The 18,289-nt window shown below is 40.6% G+C and carries 13 protein-coding genes; 3 read left to right on the forward strand and 10 right to left on the reverse strand.

What is annotated here, in order from left to right:
- Positions 1-249: 249 nt before the first annotated feature.
- The 5 genes from VNZ46_RS18065 to VNZ46_RS18085 all read right to left on the reverse strand — a co-directional run bounded on the left by VNZ46_RS18065 (position 250) and on the right by VNZ46_RS18085 (position 7,635).
- Positions 250-1,890, reverse strand: a complete 1,641-nt coding sequence (locus tag VNZ46_RS18065; RefSeq protein WP_325561428.1) for a RagB/SusD family nutrient uptake outer membrane protein — start codon at positions 1,888-1,890, stop codon at positions 250-252.
- Positions 1,891-1,901: 11 nt separating this feature from the next.
- Positions 1,902-5,213: a TonB-dependent receptor gene (locus VNZ46_RS18070; protein WP_325561429.1), complete on the reverse strand. Its 3,312-nt coding sequence runs from the start codon at positions 5,211-5,213 to the stop codon at positions 1,902-1,904.
- A gap of 165 nt (positions 5,214-5,378) precedes the next feature.
- On the reverse strand, positions 5,379-6,521 hold the full coding sequence (locus tag VNZ46_RS18075; RefSeq protein WP_325561430.1) for a FecR family protein: 1,143 nt from the start codon (positions 6,519-6,521) through the stop codon (positions 5,379-5,381).
- A 49-nt stretch (positions 6,522-6,570) separates the two neighbouring features.
- A complete protein-coding gene (locus tag VNZ46_RS18080) occupies positions 6,571-7,113 on the reverse strand; it encodes an RNA polymerase sigma-70 factor (protein WP_325561431.1) in 543 nt (180 codons plus the stop codon).
- Positions 7,114-7,269: 156 nt separating this feature from the next.
- Positions 7,270-7,635, reverse strand: coding sequence for a glyoxalase (locus VNZ46_RS18085; RefSeq protein ID WP_325561432.1), 366 nt, complete (start codon positions 7,633-7,635; stop codon positions 7,270-7,272).
- A 203-nt stretch (positions 7,636-7,838) separates the two neighbouring features.
- Between VNZ46_RS18085 and VNZ46_RS18090 the strand changes: the two genes are divergently transcribed.
- Together VNZ46_RS18090 and VNZ46_RS18095 are read left to right on the forward strand one after the other, a co-directional pair.
- Positions 7,839-8,612, forward strand: coding sequence for a PKD domain-containing protein (locus tag VNZ46_RS18090; RefSeq protein WP_325561433.1), 774 nt, complete (start codon positions 7,839-7,841; stop codon positions 8,610-8,612).
- Between the two features lie 215 nt (positions 8,613-8,827).
- Entirely contained in the window at positions 8,828-10,789 is a 1,962-nt protein-coding gene (locus VNZ46_RS18095; RefSeq protein WP_325561434.1) for a tetratricopeptide repeat-containing sensor histidine kinase, read from the forward strand.
- Here the strand turns inward: VNZ46_RS18095 and VNZ46_RS18100 are convergent.
- The 4 genes from VNZ46_RS18100 to VNZ46_RS18115 form a co-directional block, all read right to left on the reverse strand.
- Entirely contained in the window at positions 10,782-13,874 is a 3,093-nt protein-coding gene (locus tag VNZ46_RS18100) for an error-prone DNA polymerase (protein WP_325561435.1), read from the reverse strand. The genes VNZ46_RS18095 and VNZ46_RS18100 overlap by 8 nt on opposite strands.
- A gap of 9 nt (positions 13,875-13,883) precedes the next feature.
- Positions 13,884-15,392, reverse strand: coding sequence for a DNA polymerase Y family protein (locus VNZ46_RS18105; protein ID WP_325561436.1), 1,509 nt, complete (start codon positions 15,390-15,392; stop codon positions 13,884-13,886).
- Between the two features lie 2 nt (positions 15,393-15,394).
- Positions 15,395-16,132: an Error-prone repair protein ImuA gene (locus tag VNZ46_RS18110; RefSeq protein ID WP_325561437.1), complete on the reverse strand. Its 738-nt coding sequence runs from the start codon at positions 16,130-16,132 to the stop codon at positions 15,395-15,397.
- A gap of 190 nt (positions 16,133-16,322) precedes the next feature.
- A complete protein-coding gene (locus VNZ46_RS18115) occupies positions 16,323-17,216 on the reverse strand; it encodes an SDR family oxidoreductase (RefSeq protein WP_325561438.1) in 894 nt (297 codons plus the stop codon).
- A 108-nt stretch (positions 17,217-17,324) separates the two neighbouring features.
- Here VNZ46_RS18115 and VNZ46_RS18120 point away from each other — a divergent pair, with 108 nt between their 5' ends.
- The gene (locus VNZ46_RS18120; RefSeq protein WP_133780975.1) at positions 17,325-17,702 is read left to right on the forward strand and encodes a winged helix-turn-helix transcriptional regulator; all 378 of its coding nucleotides are present in this window, start codon (positions 17,325-17,327) and stop codon (positions 17,700-17,702) included.
- A gap of 20 nt (positions 17,703-17,722) precedes the next feature.
- Here VNZ46_RS18120 and VNZ46_RS18125 read toward each other — a convergent pair.
- A partial coding sequence (locus tag VNZ46_RS18125; protein WP_325561439.1) for an SAM-dependent methyltransferase occupies positions 17,723-18,289 on the reverse strand: 567 nt, incomplete at its 5' end.

The following is an 18,289-nucleotide window of genomic DNA, read 5'->3' on the forward strand; positions in this document are numbered from 1 at the left end:
CGCCAAGAACAAGCCCTCCTTTGAGAAATGTTCTCCTGTTCTCCTTTAATAAATTTTCTTTCATCAGATTTAGATTGGTTTTTAAATATTGTAAACGATATTCCCTTCAGCTTTATTGAACATAGATTATTGCTATATTTGATACCGCTTGGGGTTTAATAAAATTGATTTCACAAAATTTGTTTTCGTTGTCCCAGGTATTTAGCCGGAAATGTTGGTAGCATTTCCGGCATTTTTAACCCGTTGATGTTATGGGTTTTGCTGAAGTCCCTTATGTACCAGTATTTGAGATTCAGGGATATATTCTACAATTGCGTTGCTCTGCCATGATACATCCCTGATTGCCCCGTTTCCAGTTAAATGAACACCCGGGAAATTGTGGTCCAGGTTTCTTTTGTTCCTGAAGATGTCAAACTTACGGTGTCCTTCCCAGGCCAGCTCCAGGCGCCGCTCATCCAGTACAACGTCTAGTAAGGATTGGCCCGATGGCAGATTTTGGAGTGTATAAAGCCCTTGATCAGGAATCCCTGCCCTTTTGCGTATCAGGTTAAGATCGGTCAGTGCCGCATCGTTAAAGCCCAGCTTAACATTTGCCTCTGCCCTGTTCAGGTACATTTCTGCAAGTCTGGAAATAATTGGCGACCACAGCTGGGGCTGTCCTTCCTGGCGCGAGCACTTTATGATAAAATACTTAGGGTATCCGTTACGCATATCTATCTCCGGTTCCACTCTTACTGCTTTTTTTGAATTATCGGCCAGCCTGATCGAATATACCGGAAGGCCGGAAACTCCGTTCTCCTTTTCCACCGCCTGTTTCTGGTTGTTCTGATTGGTATAGTAATACAAACCGTTTTCTTTCAGGAGAGGTACTTTAACATATTGTGAAGCAGAATTGGAGTAAATAGCCCACTCTTTTCCATTATTTAAATATAGTGGTGAAATAAATTTATTGCGCACATCCTGGGGATATCTCTGCACCAGCTCCAGAAAGCTTTGTGATGCATACATTTCTCCATATCCAACTCCGCTGATCGTTGAATAAATAGAACCGATATTACTCCAGCCGTTATCCGCAAGGTCCTGATCTGGAATAAATTTTACCGCAAATATCGTTTCTTTATTATCTTCTGGTTTAAAAACGGGATAATTGGCCAGATCCGCAGTTGGCAACAAACTGTAACGTCCTGAAGAGATGACTTTATCGGCATATTCAATGGCCTTTTGGTTATCTTCCATATACAGATAAATCCTGGAAAGCAATGCCCATGCAGCTTCTTTGGAGGCATATACACTGCCTTTATAAGTATTCATCAGGCTAATTGATTTATTCAGATCCGCAACTACTTGCTTATAAACATCTCCTACAGAAGAACGTATAGGATGATTATTCGGGTCGGCATCAATTTTAACCGGCACACCAAGGTTCTGTGTACCCTGGCTATAAGGGCGGCCAAAAATATTGCAGAGCGAAAAATGAAGCAATGCCCTCAGGTAATAGTTTTCACCTAAAAGCTGATCATTTGTTACCGATTGGCCTGCAGGAACAGTTTCAATGATCTTATTGGCCGCAACAATGACCTGGTAAGAATTCTGCCAGAAGGAATTGGCAAAACTATTGGTTGGAATACGCTGGTAATTGTACAAATAAATGAGGTGGGATGTAGTTACACCACTCAAAGAAACGTTATCACCTGGAAATTCCTGTATGCGGTACCAACCCAAAGCCATGGTTTTGAGCCTCGCATAATTTCCGTCTGTGGCAGATCTTAAACTACCGGGAGAATTATTCAATCCATCGGGTGTCAGAGAATCATATGGCGTTTTGTTTAAACTGCAGGAAGCAATCATCAAAAGCATCGATAGAAATGATATATATACAAATGGTTTCATGTCTTTAAAATTTAGAATTTAACATCAATACCGAACATAATCCTTTTAGGCAGCGGATAAGGTGAATTGTTGTCACCATTAGCTGCAGCCTCAGGATCCAGTCCGGAATATTTGGTTATTGTGAACACATTATCTAATGCAATACTGGCTGTGACTCCTTTTACATTCAGCCGATCTAAAAGCCGGTTGTTTATTTTATAACTCAAGGCCACATTCCTCAAACGCAGATAGGATCCGTCTTCCAGATAACGGGTAGATACCCCGTTCGAGCGATTATTACCTCCGTAGAATGCCTGTGGATGTGTTGCATTGCGATTTTCAGGTGTCCATCTTGACCAACCATCCTTTAGCTGCATCTGGTTATAGGTCGCATAAGCACCGTCACTATCAAACAACTCCCGCCCCGCATTATAAACCAAAATACCCTGCGTAAAGGCCAGGTTAGCAGACAATGACCAGTTCTTATAATTCAGGTCCGTATTGACACCTCCAAAATACTTTGGCGTTGCATTTCCAGCGCGCTGCAATGAGGCCTGGGCATAGTTTCCTGTCAGTGTTTTAGCGCCGGTATTCGAATCAATGATTTCCCATTGTGGTGTACCGTCTTCAGGCTTTACACCAACCCAATTGCGCATATACCAGGTATTGATGTCCTGTCCTTCTTCGATCACCTGGTTTCCGTTAATTTGCTTTTTTCCACCATACAATTCCTTCACCTTATTTCTGTTTAAACCCAGATTAAAGTTTAAATTCCAGGTCAGGATTTCTGTTTTGATCACTTTTGCATCAACCGTTAATTCCAGCCCTTTATTAAGCACACGGCCAATATTGTCCCAGTAGCCGTTATAACCGGAAATATATGGAAGAGGAACAAAGTGCAATAAGCCAGAGGTATTTTTTTGATACAATTCCAACGTAAAGTTTACCCGGTTATAGAGCCCGGCCTCCACACCAATATTGGTGGCATATGTTTTTTCCCAAGTCAGGTTCCGGTTTCCCAGTGCTGATGGAAATGCAGTAGGCCTCCCGTTGTACTGAGCGTTCACCGAAAATAATTCGTATTGGGGATATAGAGTCTCTGGCGTATTACCAACCCCTCCATAGGCGGCTTTCAAACGCAGATAGTTCAGGGCAGTCGATTTAAAAAACGCTTCCTGATGTATATTCCAGGCACCACTTACGGAGTAAAAACTACCATATTTAGAATTTGATCCAAAACGGGAAGAACCATCCCTTCTAAATGAAGCCTGGAGGACATAACGGTCTGCGTAACTGTAATTGGCATTCATTAAAACAGACTGGAACGCATAATCGTTTTTAACTCCAGTTACCCCAAGGGCAGTCGAAGCCGCCGACAATACCGTAATACCGGGTACAATGCCCTTTCCTGTAGCCGAATTATCCTCGTATTTATAATCATTGAATTCATAAGCGGCCAAAGCATTCAGGCTGTGCTTCCCGAGAACTTTATTAAAAGTGAGCATCTGGTTGGTAAATCGTGTTGTCCTGTAGGCATTAGAATTCTGTATGCGGCCATTGTCTGCCAACCCTGCAATAGACTGCGGATCTGTATAAACCAGCCCTTTAGTAGAATAATAGGTAATATTATTGGTCGATTTAAATTCTAGAAAAGGGAGAACCTTATAACTAAAATCTGCATTCGCCATCGCATTGAAACGGCCACTATTACTATAATTCCACTGTAAATCGTACAGGTAATTGGAAAGATCCCTGCCCCTCCAATTGGATCCGGCGGCTTGTGCATTCACTACCTTACGATCTGCTGTATAAGGATTATCCCAAGGCAAATAAGTAAACATCGCATTTATACTGTGCTGTCGGTCGTCTGTTTGACTATAGCTTGTATAGAGCTTAGGGCTAAATGTAATCTTATCCGAGATCTTGTATTCCAGGTTTAACCTTCCGGTATAACGATCAAAACTCATCCCCCTCACAGAACCATTCTCTTTATAATAGTTCCCCCCTGCATAAATCCTGGCCTTTTCTGTCCCGCCAGAAACCGATAAATTGTAATCCTGAGTGAGACCATGTTGGGTGCCCAATTTCACCCAATCAGTATTCGTCTGGAGCAGGTTACTTTTATACCAGTCTGGCAGGTCCTTCTGATTGGCAAAACTACCCCAGTAATCATAAAGCTGTTGACCATCCATCAGTTTGAACTGGGCCATATTAAAATTTGAAACGCCAGTCTTACTGGAGAATGCAATAGATGTTTTTCCCTCTTTAGCAGCCTTAGTTGTAACCACAATAACCCCATTGGCACCTCTTGAACCGTATAATGCGGCAGATGATGCATCTTTTAACACAGAGATAGACTCAACATCTGCTGGGTTCAGATTCGGCACATCATGCTGTATAACTCCGTCTACAACCCAAATGGGTACTTTGGAAGCACTGATGGAACTTACCCCACGTATTTTAACGGTCGGTGCAGAGCCTGGTTTACCACTACTGTTCGCCACTTCTAAGCCCGCAACTTTCCCCTGCAAAAGACTACTTACATTTGGAGAGGTGGCGTCCTTGAGGTCCTCGCCTTTCACAATGGCAATAGAGCCCGTGATGTTTTGCTTTTTTTGCGAACCATATCCCACAACTACGACCTCACTTAATACTTTATGTTCCTCTTTCAGCTGTACATTAACCACCGATTGGTTCCTGACCGGAATCTCCTGACTGGTATAACCCGTAAAACTGATCTGCAGTATATCCTCATTTTTAACAGAGATCTTAAAGTTTCCATCAGGGTCTGTAGAGGTTCCATTCTTTGTCCCTTTGATTGTTACACTTGCCCCAGGTATACCCATACCAGATTCATCTGTTACCCGTCCTGAAACAGTATGTTGCTGGGCTTCTACCGGGTTTAGCTCCTCCAATATCTTTTTTACAGATATTTTATCAATGATTGCGATCCAATTGTTTTCAAAAACATAATCTATAGGCTGATCCTTAAAAATTAGTTTCAGTACCTCATTCAGCTCCTGCCCCTTCACCTGTATAGTTACCGGCGTTGTCATTTGCATCCTCTTCGTTTTGAAGATAAAATCCACTTTTCCCTGCCTTCTGATCTTTTTCAATACCTCCTCCATAGAGGACTTCTTTTCGGATAAAGTAATTTTCTGAGCTAATGCCGAGGCAGAAACCTGTAAACATGTAATCACCAGAAAAAATATAATCAGTTTCATGTATAAAATGACCTTAATAATATGTTTGGTTACCACAGTCCATTTCACTGACGGCAATACCATAACACGCCCAACAGACAGACAATGGTCTGTTGGCTGTTCAGAATAAAAATTATTCATATTTTTTAAACTTGGGGTTTAATTAAATTGATTTCACAAATTTGTTTCGTTGTCCCATATTCCTATGTAAAAGGTATTGGTAGTACCTATAACATGGTATTGAGGTTTCCTGGTTAACCTGATTCTTCTTTCATATTGTTTTGTTGTTTGGTTATTATGGTTGGATTATTTGACTGCTTTGGTGTTTGGATACAAATGCAATAGGTTGTGATCCAGTTTATAGTTAAAATCGCCAGACAGAGATAACAATTGAAGCACCTCCGAAAGCTTTTTATTTCTTGAAATCTGTCCACTTAGCGTTTCGTCTGAAATTCCTTTTTCGTATACAATGTCCATATCGTACCAGCGGCTTAATTTCCTCATTACACTTCTCAAACTTTCATTCACAAAAATGAAATCTCCATTTTTCCAGTCTAAAGCAGTTTCGGGATCAACATCTGTTACTGTAGCTATACCTTTAGAGTCCAATCTGGACTGTTGACCGGGAACCAGTTTTGTGGTTCCGGCAGAGGTCAGAATATTTACTTTGCCTTGTAATAAGGTTGTTTTGGTATATGGTTCATCGCTATAAGCATTGATATTAAAGCTGGTACCCACCACCTGTACTTTTTGGTTCCCTGTTTCTACAACGAAGGCTTTTCCCCCAGCTTTAGAGCTTGGTGTAACCTCAAAATAAGCTTCTCCCGTTAACTTTACAATACGCTCTTTGCCGGTAAACACACTTGGAAAAGTAAGTGTTGAAAAAGCATTTAAAAATACCCGCGTACCGTCGGCCAGACTGATCTCATAATGGCCGCCTTTAGGTACTTTTATCATATTAAAAGCACCCGTTCCTCCAGAGAGGTCCCTTTTGCCTTTATAACTGATCTGGCCGTCCTGGTCCTTAACAATATTCACGTTTTCGTATGTCCTTAACTGACCATCCGGAGCATTATTCAAGTCAATGGTTTCGCCCGATCCAAGTATAAGTGTAGCTTTTCTAGCCCCTGGTGCTTTGTCTTGTATGCGCATAAAAGATTCATGGGAAACTTCAGTTTGCCTGATAAAAAATGCAGCACCTATAGCAACAAGAATACAGGCGGCAACAGAAAATTTGATAATCTTAGGTAAAGAGAATCTGCGCAATTGAACTTTGGGCTTGTCAGATATTGCGGCAATGTCTTTATCCATGGCATCTAGAATATAATCCTCCAGTTTCCCCTCATCCAACAGATGATAAAACACCTCCAGTTCCTCGGAGGAAAGTTTTTTCTCTGTGTAACGTTCAACCAGTTTTTTATATAATGCAGCTTCTCTCATATCAGTCATTTCAGGTTAGACTATAAATAGGAAAGGTAGGGTAGCAAAAAAGAAAAATTTATTTTAAAAGTATATATAAGAATACACTGAGTGGAATCCCAAACCTATCCTCTACTGCATTTTTCAGGATTTTCATGGTACCAACCATGTGGTTTTTTATGGCATTTTTAGAGATCCCAAGATCTTCCGCTGCCTCTGCATAACTCTTCCCTTCCTCCCTGCAGAGCTTAAAAATTGTCCTTGACCGGGCTGGGATGCGCTCCAGAACCTGGGTAATAAAGTCCATATATTCCTTAACCTGCATATCATCATCTGCAAAGGTTTGTAAAACAGGGATTTCACATACCATATTATTTAAGGATTCCTTAGACCTGCTGAGGGTTTTCAATGCAGTAAAGGTATGGTTCCTAGCCATACTGAATATATAAGTTTTAAGATAGGTCACGTCTTCGAGCTGGTCCCGGTGATCCCATACTTTTATAAAAACTTCCTGGGTAAGGTCTTCAGCCAGCGTTGCGGAGTAGACATATTTTTTGATGAAATCACGTACTGAAGCATAGTACAGGGAATACAATCTTTCAAAATCTCTTGACTTCATCATAAGACTAATTAATCATCGGGAGATACCATAAGAAACAATTCTAATTATAAATTATCAGGATAACAAACCAATTCTGAACACAACCGTTTGCGTAAGCGGTATTTAAAGATTTAGTGATCGTTTGGTTAAATAGATTTAACAACCGGCCTGCCAATCCTATTTTTTGAATTCACCAAAATGCCATAGGATCCCGGAAGGGTCGTGTACAAAACACTCTTTACCCCAATGTAAAGTCTTAACAGGTGTTAACCGTACTTTTTCGTACTTATCGGGTAAGTTTAAAGCTAAAAGTTCTTCCCAAAACCTTTCAATCCCATCAACTTCCATAAAAACCATGGTATTATCTATCCATTCTTTTACATACGCATTCTGTAAATAGAAACTGGTGATTCCACTTTTAAAAACAGACATATTATTCGATAACATTGTTTCTTCAAATCCCAGGTCAGTATAAAACTTTCGAGAAACCTCAAAATTCTCAGCCCCTATAAACGGCCTGATAGATAATGCTTTATGTTCCATAAGTATAAAATTATAGATGAAAGTATCAAAATATTTATTTAATTTTACTACGAGAGCGTTAATTTAATGAGAAATGAGGGGCAGGTTTCCAAACTTGGTCCTCTTTCTTTTTAATACCTTATGCAAGATATTAACACTTATATAACAGTGCGTTAATCTATGTATTTTGAATATCTTTTATATTAGTAAACACTCTTACAACTATGAATAAGCTCTTATTTACCCTGACGCTGATCGCTTTGTTTACTGCATGCAAAAAAGACAGCAACACACTTCAACCTGCTGCAGGTTTTACGTTTAGCCACAATCAGGCAAATGAAATTTCCTTGGTTACAACAGATACTACTATGCTGATCAGTTCAGCAGAAAACGCATCGTCGGTACATTGGGATTTGGGTGACGGCAGAACATCTGAAAGCAATCGGCTTGTACTTTCCTATCCTAAGTCGGGCATCTATACTGTTACCTTAACTGCAAAGACACACAATGGAAACCAAACCACTGTATCAAAAAAAGTTAAGGTGTTAGACAGGGTGCTTAAAGAAATTAACATAAAGAGGATTTATTGGAGTCTGGATCCAAACCTTAGAGACACCAGCTGGCCATTGACAGCAAATGCAGATGTTTATCTTAAAATACAGCTCCTAAAAAATGGAGAGGAAATATTTCAGGGTGCATATCCACCCAATGCGGAAGTCATTTACACAAGTCCTCTAATCAAGAACGTATCCAACTCAGGAAAAGAATCTTACGGCTTTGTACTTAAGGACAAAATAGTCTTGGAAAAAAAATTACTGGAGGATAGAAGATATTTGATCTCTTTAATAGCTAAAAATGCAAGTGGGGAGCATTGGTTAACATCCAACTGGGCTAGCGGCTCTAGTCAGACCATCAATTTTACCAGACCTTCCTTCAATGGGCTTATTGTAAACTTAAGCTTTTTTAGTGAGATAGAAATGTATCTGTATTTTGAATAAGATTCATTTCGCCACAGATTCTATAATCTTTTCCTTTTAACCACCCTACCCGGTCTGCACCCAAGAAAATAAGATTTAATGGGCGAACCTCAGAACCTGAAGCTCTTCGCGAAAGATTCAGTGAGACCATAAATCTTATTTTCACACCTATCAAACCATTGCTTTTAACAGCAAACTATTATCTTTGGCGCCAACCTTGCCCTGGTCATCCTGCTATGTCATTTTTGCGTACGTTCCTTATCTGTTTTTTTATCCCATGCTGTTTTCATACACTTTATGGTTTCCAAAAACCTGTAAAGTCAAAGCCTTCTGCGCTGGATATTAATGCCTATGAAAAGTTAATCGTTCATTATCGCTATAATAAACCTGATTCAGCCCTGTTTTTTGTAAGGCTTGGGTTGGATCTTGCAAAAAGAACTAAAGATGAAGAAGGTGTGGCGAGGATGCTTAATCAGATGGGCATGATTGATGATAACTCTGGTCATGCAGAATCCTCGAGACAACATTACCTGGAAGCACTTGAAATCTACAAACGCCTGAATAATTATAAAGGAATTGTTAAAGAGAATATCCGGCTGGGTGTTGTGGAAAACAGGAAAGGTAATTCAGCAGCAGCCATTCCCTATTTTCTTCAGGCATTAAAGATAAGTGAGCAACATAAGGATAAGAGTGGAATTATGGAATCCTATATTACTCTTGGTGAAGTGTATGCTTTCCGCCGCAATTATCAACGTGCGATCTCTTATTACAAGCAAGCTGAGGCAATCGGTACTAGCCTTCCCTTCTCAAGTCTGAAGTTAAATACCTGTCTGAACTTTGGGACCGCCTACAGGGAAACTGGTGAACTGTCCAAAGCCATTTACTACTTTGAAAAGGGCATCAGCCAAAGCAATTATCCTGAGATGATGGGGTTAAATATTTCTCTTACCAATGGATTGGCCCAGGTATATGCAAAATCAGGAGCAATAGCAAAAGCCATTGAACTTCAGAAGGGAGCCTTACTGAAATCGAGAAAGATCAGCAACAGCCTCCGGGAATTCCAAAGCCTGATGGCACTTGCAGAAAGCTATAGCCCTTCCCACCCGGCTATTGCCTTAAATTATTTTCAGCAAGCACTGATCGTAGGACAGACTAAAAAAGCCAATAAACAGATTCTTGAAGCCTTATCACATATTGCCGCTCTGCACGAAAAATCAGGAGATTATAAAGCGGCCTATCTGGCAAGAACCAAGCAATATAGTATCGCCGACAGTTTTTACTTCAAGGATATTTCTATTAAAATATCCAATTTGCAGGCGCAGTATGAGCTGACCAAGTCTCAGGCTAAGGTTGAACAGCTGAAGTTTGTAAACAGCAAGCAATTGCTCGAACAAAAAATCATGTTCTGGATTATATCAGGTAGTATAGCCTTACTGCTGATCCTGGGTGCTTACTTTTTTAAGATCAGGAACTTGAATCGACGCATGAACAAAGCCAATGCTGACCTTATGCAATCGAACAACGTGAAAGACAAGCTGTTTTCAATTCTTGGGCACGATCTGAAAAGTCCTCTGGGTTCAATTCTCAGCTTTCTCGAACTGGTCAACAGAGGCTGGCTATCGGAGGAGGAAAAATCGCTTATGCTCAGTAAACTGGAATCACAGTGCAGCACGACACTGGATACGTTAAATCTCATTTTGCACTGGGGGCAAATGCAACTAAAAGGGGTTATGATCCAACAGAGTGATGTTAGCCCGGAAAAGGCAATCAGCCGCAATGTTTTGCTGCTCAAGGAAATGGCTGCGCAGAAATCAATCTCTATTAAGCAGAATATTGAACCAGGATTGGAGGTTTTTTGTGATGCAGATCATCTGGATTTTCTGGCTCGCAATATTTTATCTAACGCCATAAAATTTACCCCTGTTGGAGGCATTATCCATATATCGGTACAGGCTTATCAAAACAATCAGGTCATATTCCAGTTCAGGGATAGCGGAATCGGGATAGAGCCCTCACGTTTAGAGTCTATATTTAGCCTAAACAACGTAAGTACAGTGGGTACAAATAATGAAAAAGGAACCAGTCTTGGCCTGGTTGTCTGTAAAGAATTTATTAGTGCTAATGGAGGAAACATCTGGGTAGAGAGTATAATTGGTGAGGGATCAAAATTCTTCTTTACCCTCCAAAGATCTATCTAAAATTCCTTCCCCCATAAAATACATCTTTTGGATCTTCCTGTTCACGTTGTACTAATTTACCCAGCAACTTCGTTAAGTCGACGCACTTGCTTACAATGACATGAACCACCAGGCCTTCTCGTTGTAAGCGCCCTTCTACCATAAGGAGTTTAGAATGAAGAATTTCTTTGCGGTACTTTTCAAATAGTTTTTCGAATACCACCAGATTGGTGAACCCGGTTTCGTCTTCTATAGTGATGAAACAGACCCCCTCAGCAGTTCCGGGCCTTTGCCTAACCAATACCAAACCTGCTACTTTAATGAGTTGCCCATTTTGAGTATCATTATTGGTTGCATGTGTGGATAGAATATGTAACATTTCCAGTTGCGAACGAACAAAGCTAACCGGATGTGCTTTTAACGACAATCCAACTGTAGCGTAGTCCTGAACCACATGCTCTCCCTGACTCATTAGCGGCAATTCAACCTGTGTTTCTAATACGCTTTCTGAGGGCTGGCCTTTAAATATCTCAGTTGGCCTATCCTGCAAGGCCGATACTTCCCAAAGGGCCTTTCTACGATCAAGTCCGATAGAACGGAACGCATCTGCATCAGCCAAACGCTCCAGTGAGGTTATGGTTAAGCCCGCATCCATTAAGGCAGTAATTGTTTGGAAACCTTTTCCTCTGCAATTCACCAAAACCTCCATATCTTCTTCACGAACACCTTTGATCTGACGAAATCCTAACCTTATTGCATAGTATTTTTCAGATTTTTCTTCCAATAGATTGTCCCAGGTAGAAAAATTAATATCAGGAGGACGAACCTCTACATTGTGTTTTTGCGCATCAATCACGATTTGTGCAGGTTGATAAAAGCCCATAGGCATACTATTGAGCAAAGCCGTTGCAAACGCATCAGGATAATAATGCTTCAACCAACAAGACACATACACCAGAAGCGCAAAACTTGCTGCATGGCTTTCTGGAAAACCATAGCTACCAAAACCCTCCAGTTGTTTGAATATCCGCTTGGCAAATTCTCCGGTATATCCCTTTTTTATCATGCCATCGATGAGTTTCCGTTCATATTGATTAACCAGGCCCTTAGACTTGAAAGTGGCCATACTGCGTCGCAGTCCATCAGCTTCTGCTGGTGTAAATCCTGCAGCAACAATAGCAATTTTCATGGCTTGCTCCTGGAACAGGGGTACGCCTAAAGTTCTTTTTAAGATTTCTTCCAGTTCTGGTGAAGGATATTCAACTGTCTCCTTTTTATCTCGTCTGCAAAGATATGGATGAACCATATCTCCCTGTATCGGCCCTGGTCTTACAATCGCCACTTCAATTACGAGATCATAAAAATTCCTTGGCTTTAAACGTGGAAGCATGGACATCTGTGCTCTACTCTCAATCTGGAAAACGCCTAATGTATCTGCTAAACAGATCATATCGTAAACCGCAGAATCATCTTGCGGAACATTGGCTAAGGTCAGATTCAACCCATAATGCTCTTTACACAAATCAAAACCTTTACGGATACAGGTCAGCATTCCTAATGCCAGAACGTCAACTTTTAAAAAGCCGAGCGCATCAATATCATCCTTATTCCATTCGATATTTGTCCGGTCATCCATCCTTGCATTTAATATGGGGCAGAGATCGGTCAGCTTTCCATTAGTAACCACAAATCCGCCGGTATGCTGGCCCAGCTGTCGGGGGAAACCCATCATCAGGGAAGTAAGTTCCAATGTTTTTTTCAAATGCGGATCTTGTGGACTCGCCCCCTGTTCAGACAGGCGGTTAATCGTATCCACCGATAGTCCCATTGCCTTTCCAACATCGCGTATAGCACCTTTTTGATGAAGCTGTGTAACTGTGGCAACAATTGCAGCACGGTCACGGCCATATTTATTATAAACATACTGGATAATTTCTTCACGCCTTTCATGTTCAAAGTCAACGTCTATATCAGGCGGTTCATTTCTTTCAGGGGAAATAAAGCGTTCAAATAACATGTTAAAATTCATCGGATTTACCGAGGTGATTCCTAAACAAAAGCAAATCGCTGAATTTGCTGCTGATCCACGGCCCTGACAAAGTATGTTTCTGCTTCGTGCTTCCCGTACAATATCCTCCACAAACAGGAAATAGTTGGCATAGTCCATTTTTTTTACAAAATCCATTTCGTAGTTTACCATGTTCACAACTTTTTCAGGAACCACTTCTCCATAAAATTCATGGGCGCCTTTCCAGGTCAGGTATTCCAATTCCTCCTGTGGACTGCGACCGCTTTGATTAATTTCCTCAGGGTAAACATATTTCAATTCATCGAGAGAAAATGTACATGCTTCAGATATAACCATCGTATTGCGAATCGCCTCAGGATATTTTCTAAATAATCTGTGCATTTCTTCAACAGGCTTCATAAAGCGCTCTGCATTTTGATGTAAGCGAAAACCAGCTTCCTGGATGCTGCACTTTTCCCGGACACAAGTAAGGATATCTTGTAGCTCCCTGCGTGAAGGTACATGGTAATGCACATCGTTGGTGGCAACAACAGGTATATTATACCAATTGGAGAGTTGCTCCACCCGAAAGATCAATTTGTCGTCGTTACCTAAATAACTGCGCGTAGCAGAAAGATAAAGCTGCCTATCTAAAGCCTGTTTATATTCACTGATGTGTTGAACAAACGAGTCTTCAAAATTAAAGTGGCGGTTAAGCTGCCTGGGCATCACTACAGTAAAAAGAATACCTTTGGCATGCTCATAAACATCTGCCTTATTCAAATGACATTGTCCTTTTTCTGCCCGCAGATTACCCTTTGTAAGTAATGCAGAAAGGTTACTATATCCTTCTTTGTCTACTGGATAAGCGAGCAAACTTGGCCCATCCAATAAATCAAGGCGGCAGGCAGGAATGATCTGAATGTTCTTTCCTTTAGCTGCAACATGGGCCCGCACAATACCTGCAAGGGTATTTCGATCAGTAATGGCAATCTTTTTATATCCAAATACAGTGGCTTGATCAACCATTTCATCCGGATGTGATGCGCCCCGCAGGAAGCTAAAATTTGAAGTCACTTGTAATTCGCTATAGTCCATATATCCCTCCTATGCAAAAAAGCCATGTATAAACCATTGATATCTTTGCTGACCTCCGTAGTGACCAGAACGAAATAACCAGTATCGCTGCCCTTGTTCGTCTTCTACCTGATAATAATCCCTATGTTCACCTTCGTCCAGCCACCATTCACGCTCAATCCGCTCCGGCCCATCTGCCTTTACAACCAAATGTTTTATGCCCTTATAAATGAAAAATTTTGGTGGATGATCAGGTATCAATGCCATGACTTCGATTGGATCAGGTGGTTTAAGTAGCTCGGTAGGACGTGGTTTATCGACATGCCATTCGGTTTCCAGCATTTCCGTAATCAAGGCAGATCTTTTTGCAGATCGCTCCGGCCAATAATGCATAGCAGGAACATACCGGTGAATTACTTCTGCGCCAACCTTGCTTGCCACCCGATCTAACAGTCTGATAACGCTCTGATCTTTCAATCCCGGTTTCCCTGCCCAAAGTGTTTCCTGACCAGGTATTACATCATCCACTTTGGTTGCATCCATTACAAATAATTCAATACCTAAAGCAGGGCATATTTGTTCTATTTTAAGTTCAAAAAGCTTAAATAAATGACGAACATTGTGCGTAGCGCCGCTGGTACCGATATCAATCTGGATAATTTCACCATCAATGCGATAACAAGTCAATATTCCTGCTCGCAGACCCTTTCCCTCATTTTTCAAACGCAGACATAAATTTCCGAGTAACCGGGTGATTGCAACTTCAATGCCACTTCTGGTTTTAATTGGTTCCAGAGAATGCAGACGTTCCTGAAAAAGAACCGGAACTTGCAGGGGGGTAATGATTTCTTCGACTGTGCCAAGTGCCTGACCAAGTCTGGCTAAGAATTCCTCTCCGAAACGCCTTCGTAATACCGAGCGTGGCATACCAATAAAACTTTTGATCTGGTAAAAGCCAAGCTTACGTAATTTAGTTAAAATAATTTCGGGCAAGCGTAATGCTTCTGGTGGCAGGGAAAGTAAGGCATCTGTATGCTTCCCAGGAGGGATTAACGGTGTAACTGTACCAAAACGAGATATTGCCCAGGCAGTCCCGGCTGTATCTGCGATGGAAAGACGTACGGTATAACCCTTGCTTTTTAATCTGGATACAATTTCTTTAAGGTATTCGCGCTCGCCACCCCATAAATGGGGACAGCCACTCACATCCATGATCAATCCATCGATGGAGAAATCATCTATCATAACTATCGGGGAATACCTAACACACCATTCACCAATTCCTTTTAACAACTTAGCCGACCGGCCTGGCTTATCATCCAGCATCTCCAGTCCCGGACAAAGGGCTTTTGCATCTGCTGCACGCATGCCAATTTCAATTCCATGTGCCATTGCCAAAGGGCTGACAGCGGTGATGATATTGCGGCCATGCTCCGGTGTAACAAAAACAAAAGGCATTTCCTTTAGATCCGGTTGGCGTATGAGCTGCCAGTCGGTCAACAAGTGACGGAACCATATGGAAACATATCGCTTTCGCATTTTTAACCAATTTGTCTTTCCTCATTATTATACCATACACTTTTTTGTTGAACCCCGGCAACTTCAACAAATCTATCGCCTCCCCACTCCAATACCCAACTTCCAGGATTGCCATTTCTAACTTTAGTCAGTTCAACTTTCCACCTCGGGTAGCCTACACCTGGCATTCCATCCTCAGTTTCACTTGGAACCGGAGTGATCTTCCAACGGGCTGTTGCCACATTAGTGGTTGACTTTCGGGCATCTTTACGCAAAACAAAGCCTGTCACGCCACTTTCCTCAACAGCCAACTGGAGTCTTCTGGATTCGATTAAACTTAGATTATTTAACTCCGCTACTACGGCAGCAAGGCTTTCGCATTTTAGAGCTTCCTCCATGACCCAAAGCACGTCTTTTTCTCTTGCCACATCTATAAAAATAATCCTTTCAGGATCCACATTGAATAAACGAAGTGAGAGGGGAAATAACTTCCTCGCAGTACTGATCCAAACACAGGCTGCTCCGTCCTCCATCAGTATTGACAACAATCCTCCAATGAAGCCGTCACTGGCTGCTGAATGTTCAGGTAACAGGTTAATAAATTCGTGGATCGCCTTTTTTGGGAAAACTCCATTTGGAAAGGCCTTTTCAATCTCTCCCAGCCCAATAGCATCTGCTGCCCCAATTCCCTGGGGCTTGAAGCCCTGCCACAAAAGAATGTCCTTTTGCAATTTGTTCACCAATTCTTGTTTTGCATTCATAACACCCCTCCTATATTTACTTATTTTATTAGCAATAAGAATAAGAACACAAAATTAATACTAATTAATTTAGTAATTCAATTAATTTATAAAAGATTTTTATAATAGGCATCAGATAAGCGGTTAACTGAAACCCTCTTCACAAGGTAAAGAGGGTTTTAATAAGATTATTTCTCCGTAATAGCCAGGGCTATTGAGGTATGGAAGCTTGATAAACTTGAGCAATAAACTGAGACATACTTGTAGGTTTTCTACCCAATAATTTTTCTAATGTATCACTCATAACATCCATTGTACCTTCCGCCTGGGCCATAGCCCACATTGTAAACATACCAATATACAAGTCTGGAACTCCAAACTGTTTCAATTTAGATTCAAATACATCAACTTCTAAAGATTGATATTTAATATCTTTTCCCAACTGAATAGCTATGGCCGTAGCGATCTCAAAAAAGGAAACGGAAGTCGAATTCGTTAAGCTATAAATTTGCTTTCGATGTCCTTCTGTTGTTAATACGTGTACTGCAGCTTCTGCTAACTCTTCACGAAGAACATAACTTGCTTTGCCGTCTCTGGCAGGAAATAATATAACACCGGTTTCAGCTACTTTTTCTCCAGTAAAAATTGGTATCATTTCCAGGTAAATACCATTTTGAAGAATAGTATAATCAATACCACTGTTGATCAGGTACGCTTCTGTTTGTACATGCGAATTCTGGAAAGCGGCTATTGACGAATTCTCAAAATTTGTTTTCCTCACAAAAGAAGTATAAACAACATATTTAACATTAGCCTCTTTCGCAGCCTTTATGATGTTTATGTGCTGGACAGTTCTATTTTCGACAGCTTCTCTATCGTTACTAGAAACAAATAACAGTTTCTCTACTCCCTGAAATGCTTTAACCAATGAATCATAGTTTGTGTAATCTCCAACTTTTACTTCAATTCCCATGCTTTTAAGGTGGTCTGCGTTTACTTCATTTCTTACTAAAGCAGAAATTTCATATGGTCTAACACCCTTTTTTAATAAATGATCAATGGCTTTTGAGCCAAATTGACCTGTTGCCCCTGTTACTAAAATCATATTTTAAATTTTATTGTGGTGTAAACCTAGTGATATTAATATACTAAGTATACTTTGTTATCAAAGATTAGTACTATACTTTTGTATACTAAAAAACGTAATAATATTATGAGTGATTTCAAGGAATTAATAGATAGAGATAAGGTGCAACAATGCCCACGACATTATGTCCTTGCATTAACCGACACTTTAAATGTCATGAATGGTAAATGGAAACTCCCAATAATTGCCTCGTTGCTGCATGGAAAAACCCGGTTTAAGGATTTACAAGATAATATCGATAAAATAACACCCAGAATGTTGTCAAAAGAATTGAAAGAACTGGAAATTAACGGCATTGTAGAGCGTAAAGTTTATAATCAAACTCCTGTACTCATAGAATATATTCTAACAGAATCTGGCAAGAGTATAACTAGTGTAATTGATTCAATGATTGACTGGGGAATGCTGCATAGAACAGAAACGATCAAAAGTAGATGGCCATGAGCAACCATCTACTCTTCTGCTTAAGTTGTTGCTATTAAGAATACTTCTCCACTTGCTGGTGCCAGATTATCGGTTCTGCCTGAAAAATATAATTGTTCCATATCTTTTGTTGAGACAGTCGTTGAATGTTTAAATCCTGCATTTTTAGACATCGTTATTATGTCATCCGGGCCAAAGAAACTTACAAATGGAGTTCCTGATGCTTTTGCCCCTTTTTCTGCTATTTCCTGCATAGATTTATCCTCATCATCGAGAAGTTCTATTGGCAAATAAAACGCCATTGCAAGTTTTGAACCCGGTGCCAACCCTGCCATTTCCTTCAATGATGCAATAATTGCTTCTTTTGTTAGATATAGAGTTACTCCTGTAGAGGCTATAACAGTGGGTTTACTGCTGTCAAATCCTGCTTTTAATAATTGTTTCCACCAGGAAGAGACTTCAAAATTAACGGGCACAAAATGTAAGTATTGTGGGATTTCAAAACCAATTTCAATTAGCCTTTGTTGCTTCCAGGTCAGCGTATCTGGTTGGTCAATTTCATATATCTGAAGTTTGGAGGCAATGTCTGGTCTGCGGAATGCAAACGT

Source organism: Pedobacter sp. (assembly GCF_035566355.1).
In the GTDB taxonomy this organism is placed as follows: domain Bacteria; phylum Bacteroidota; class Bacteroidia; order Sphingobacteriales; family Sphingobacteriaceae; genus Pedobacter.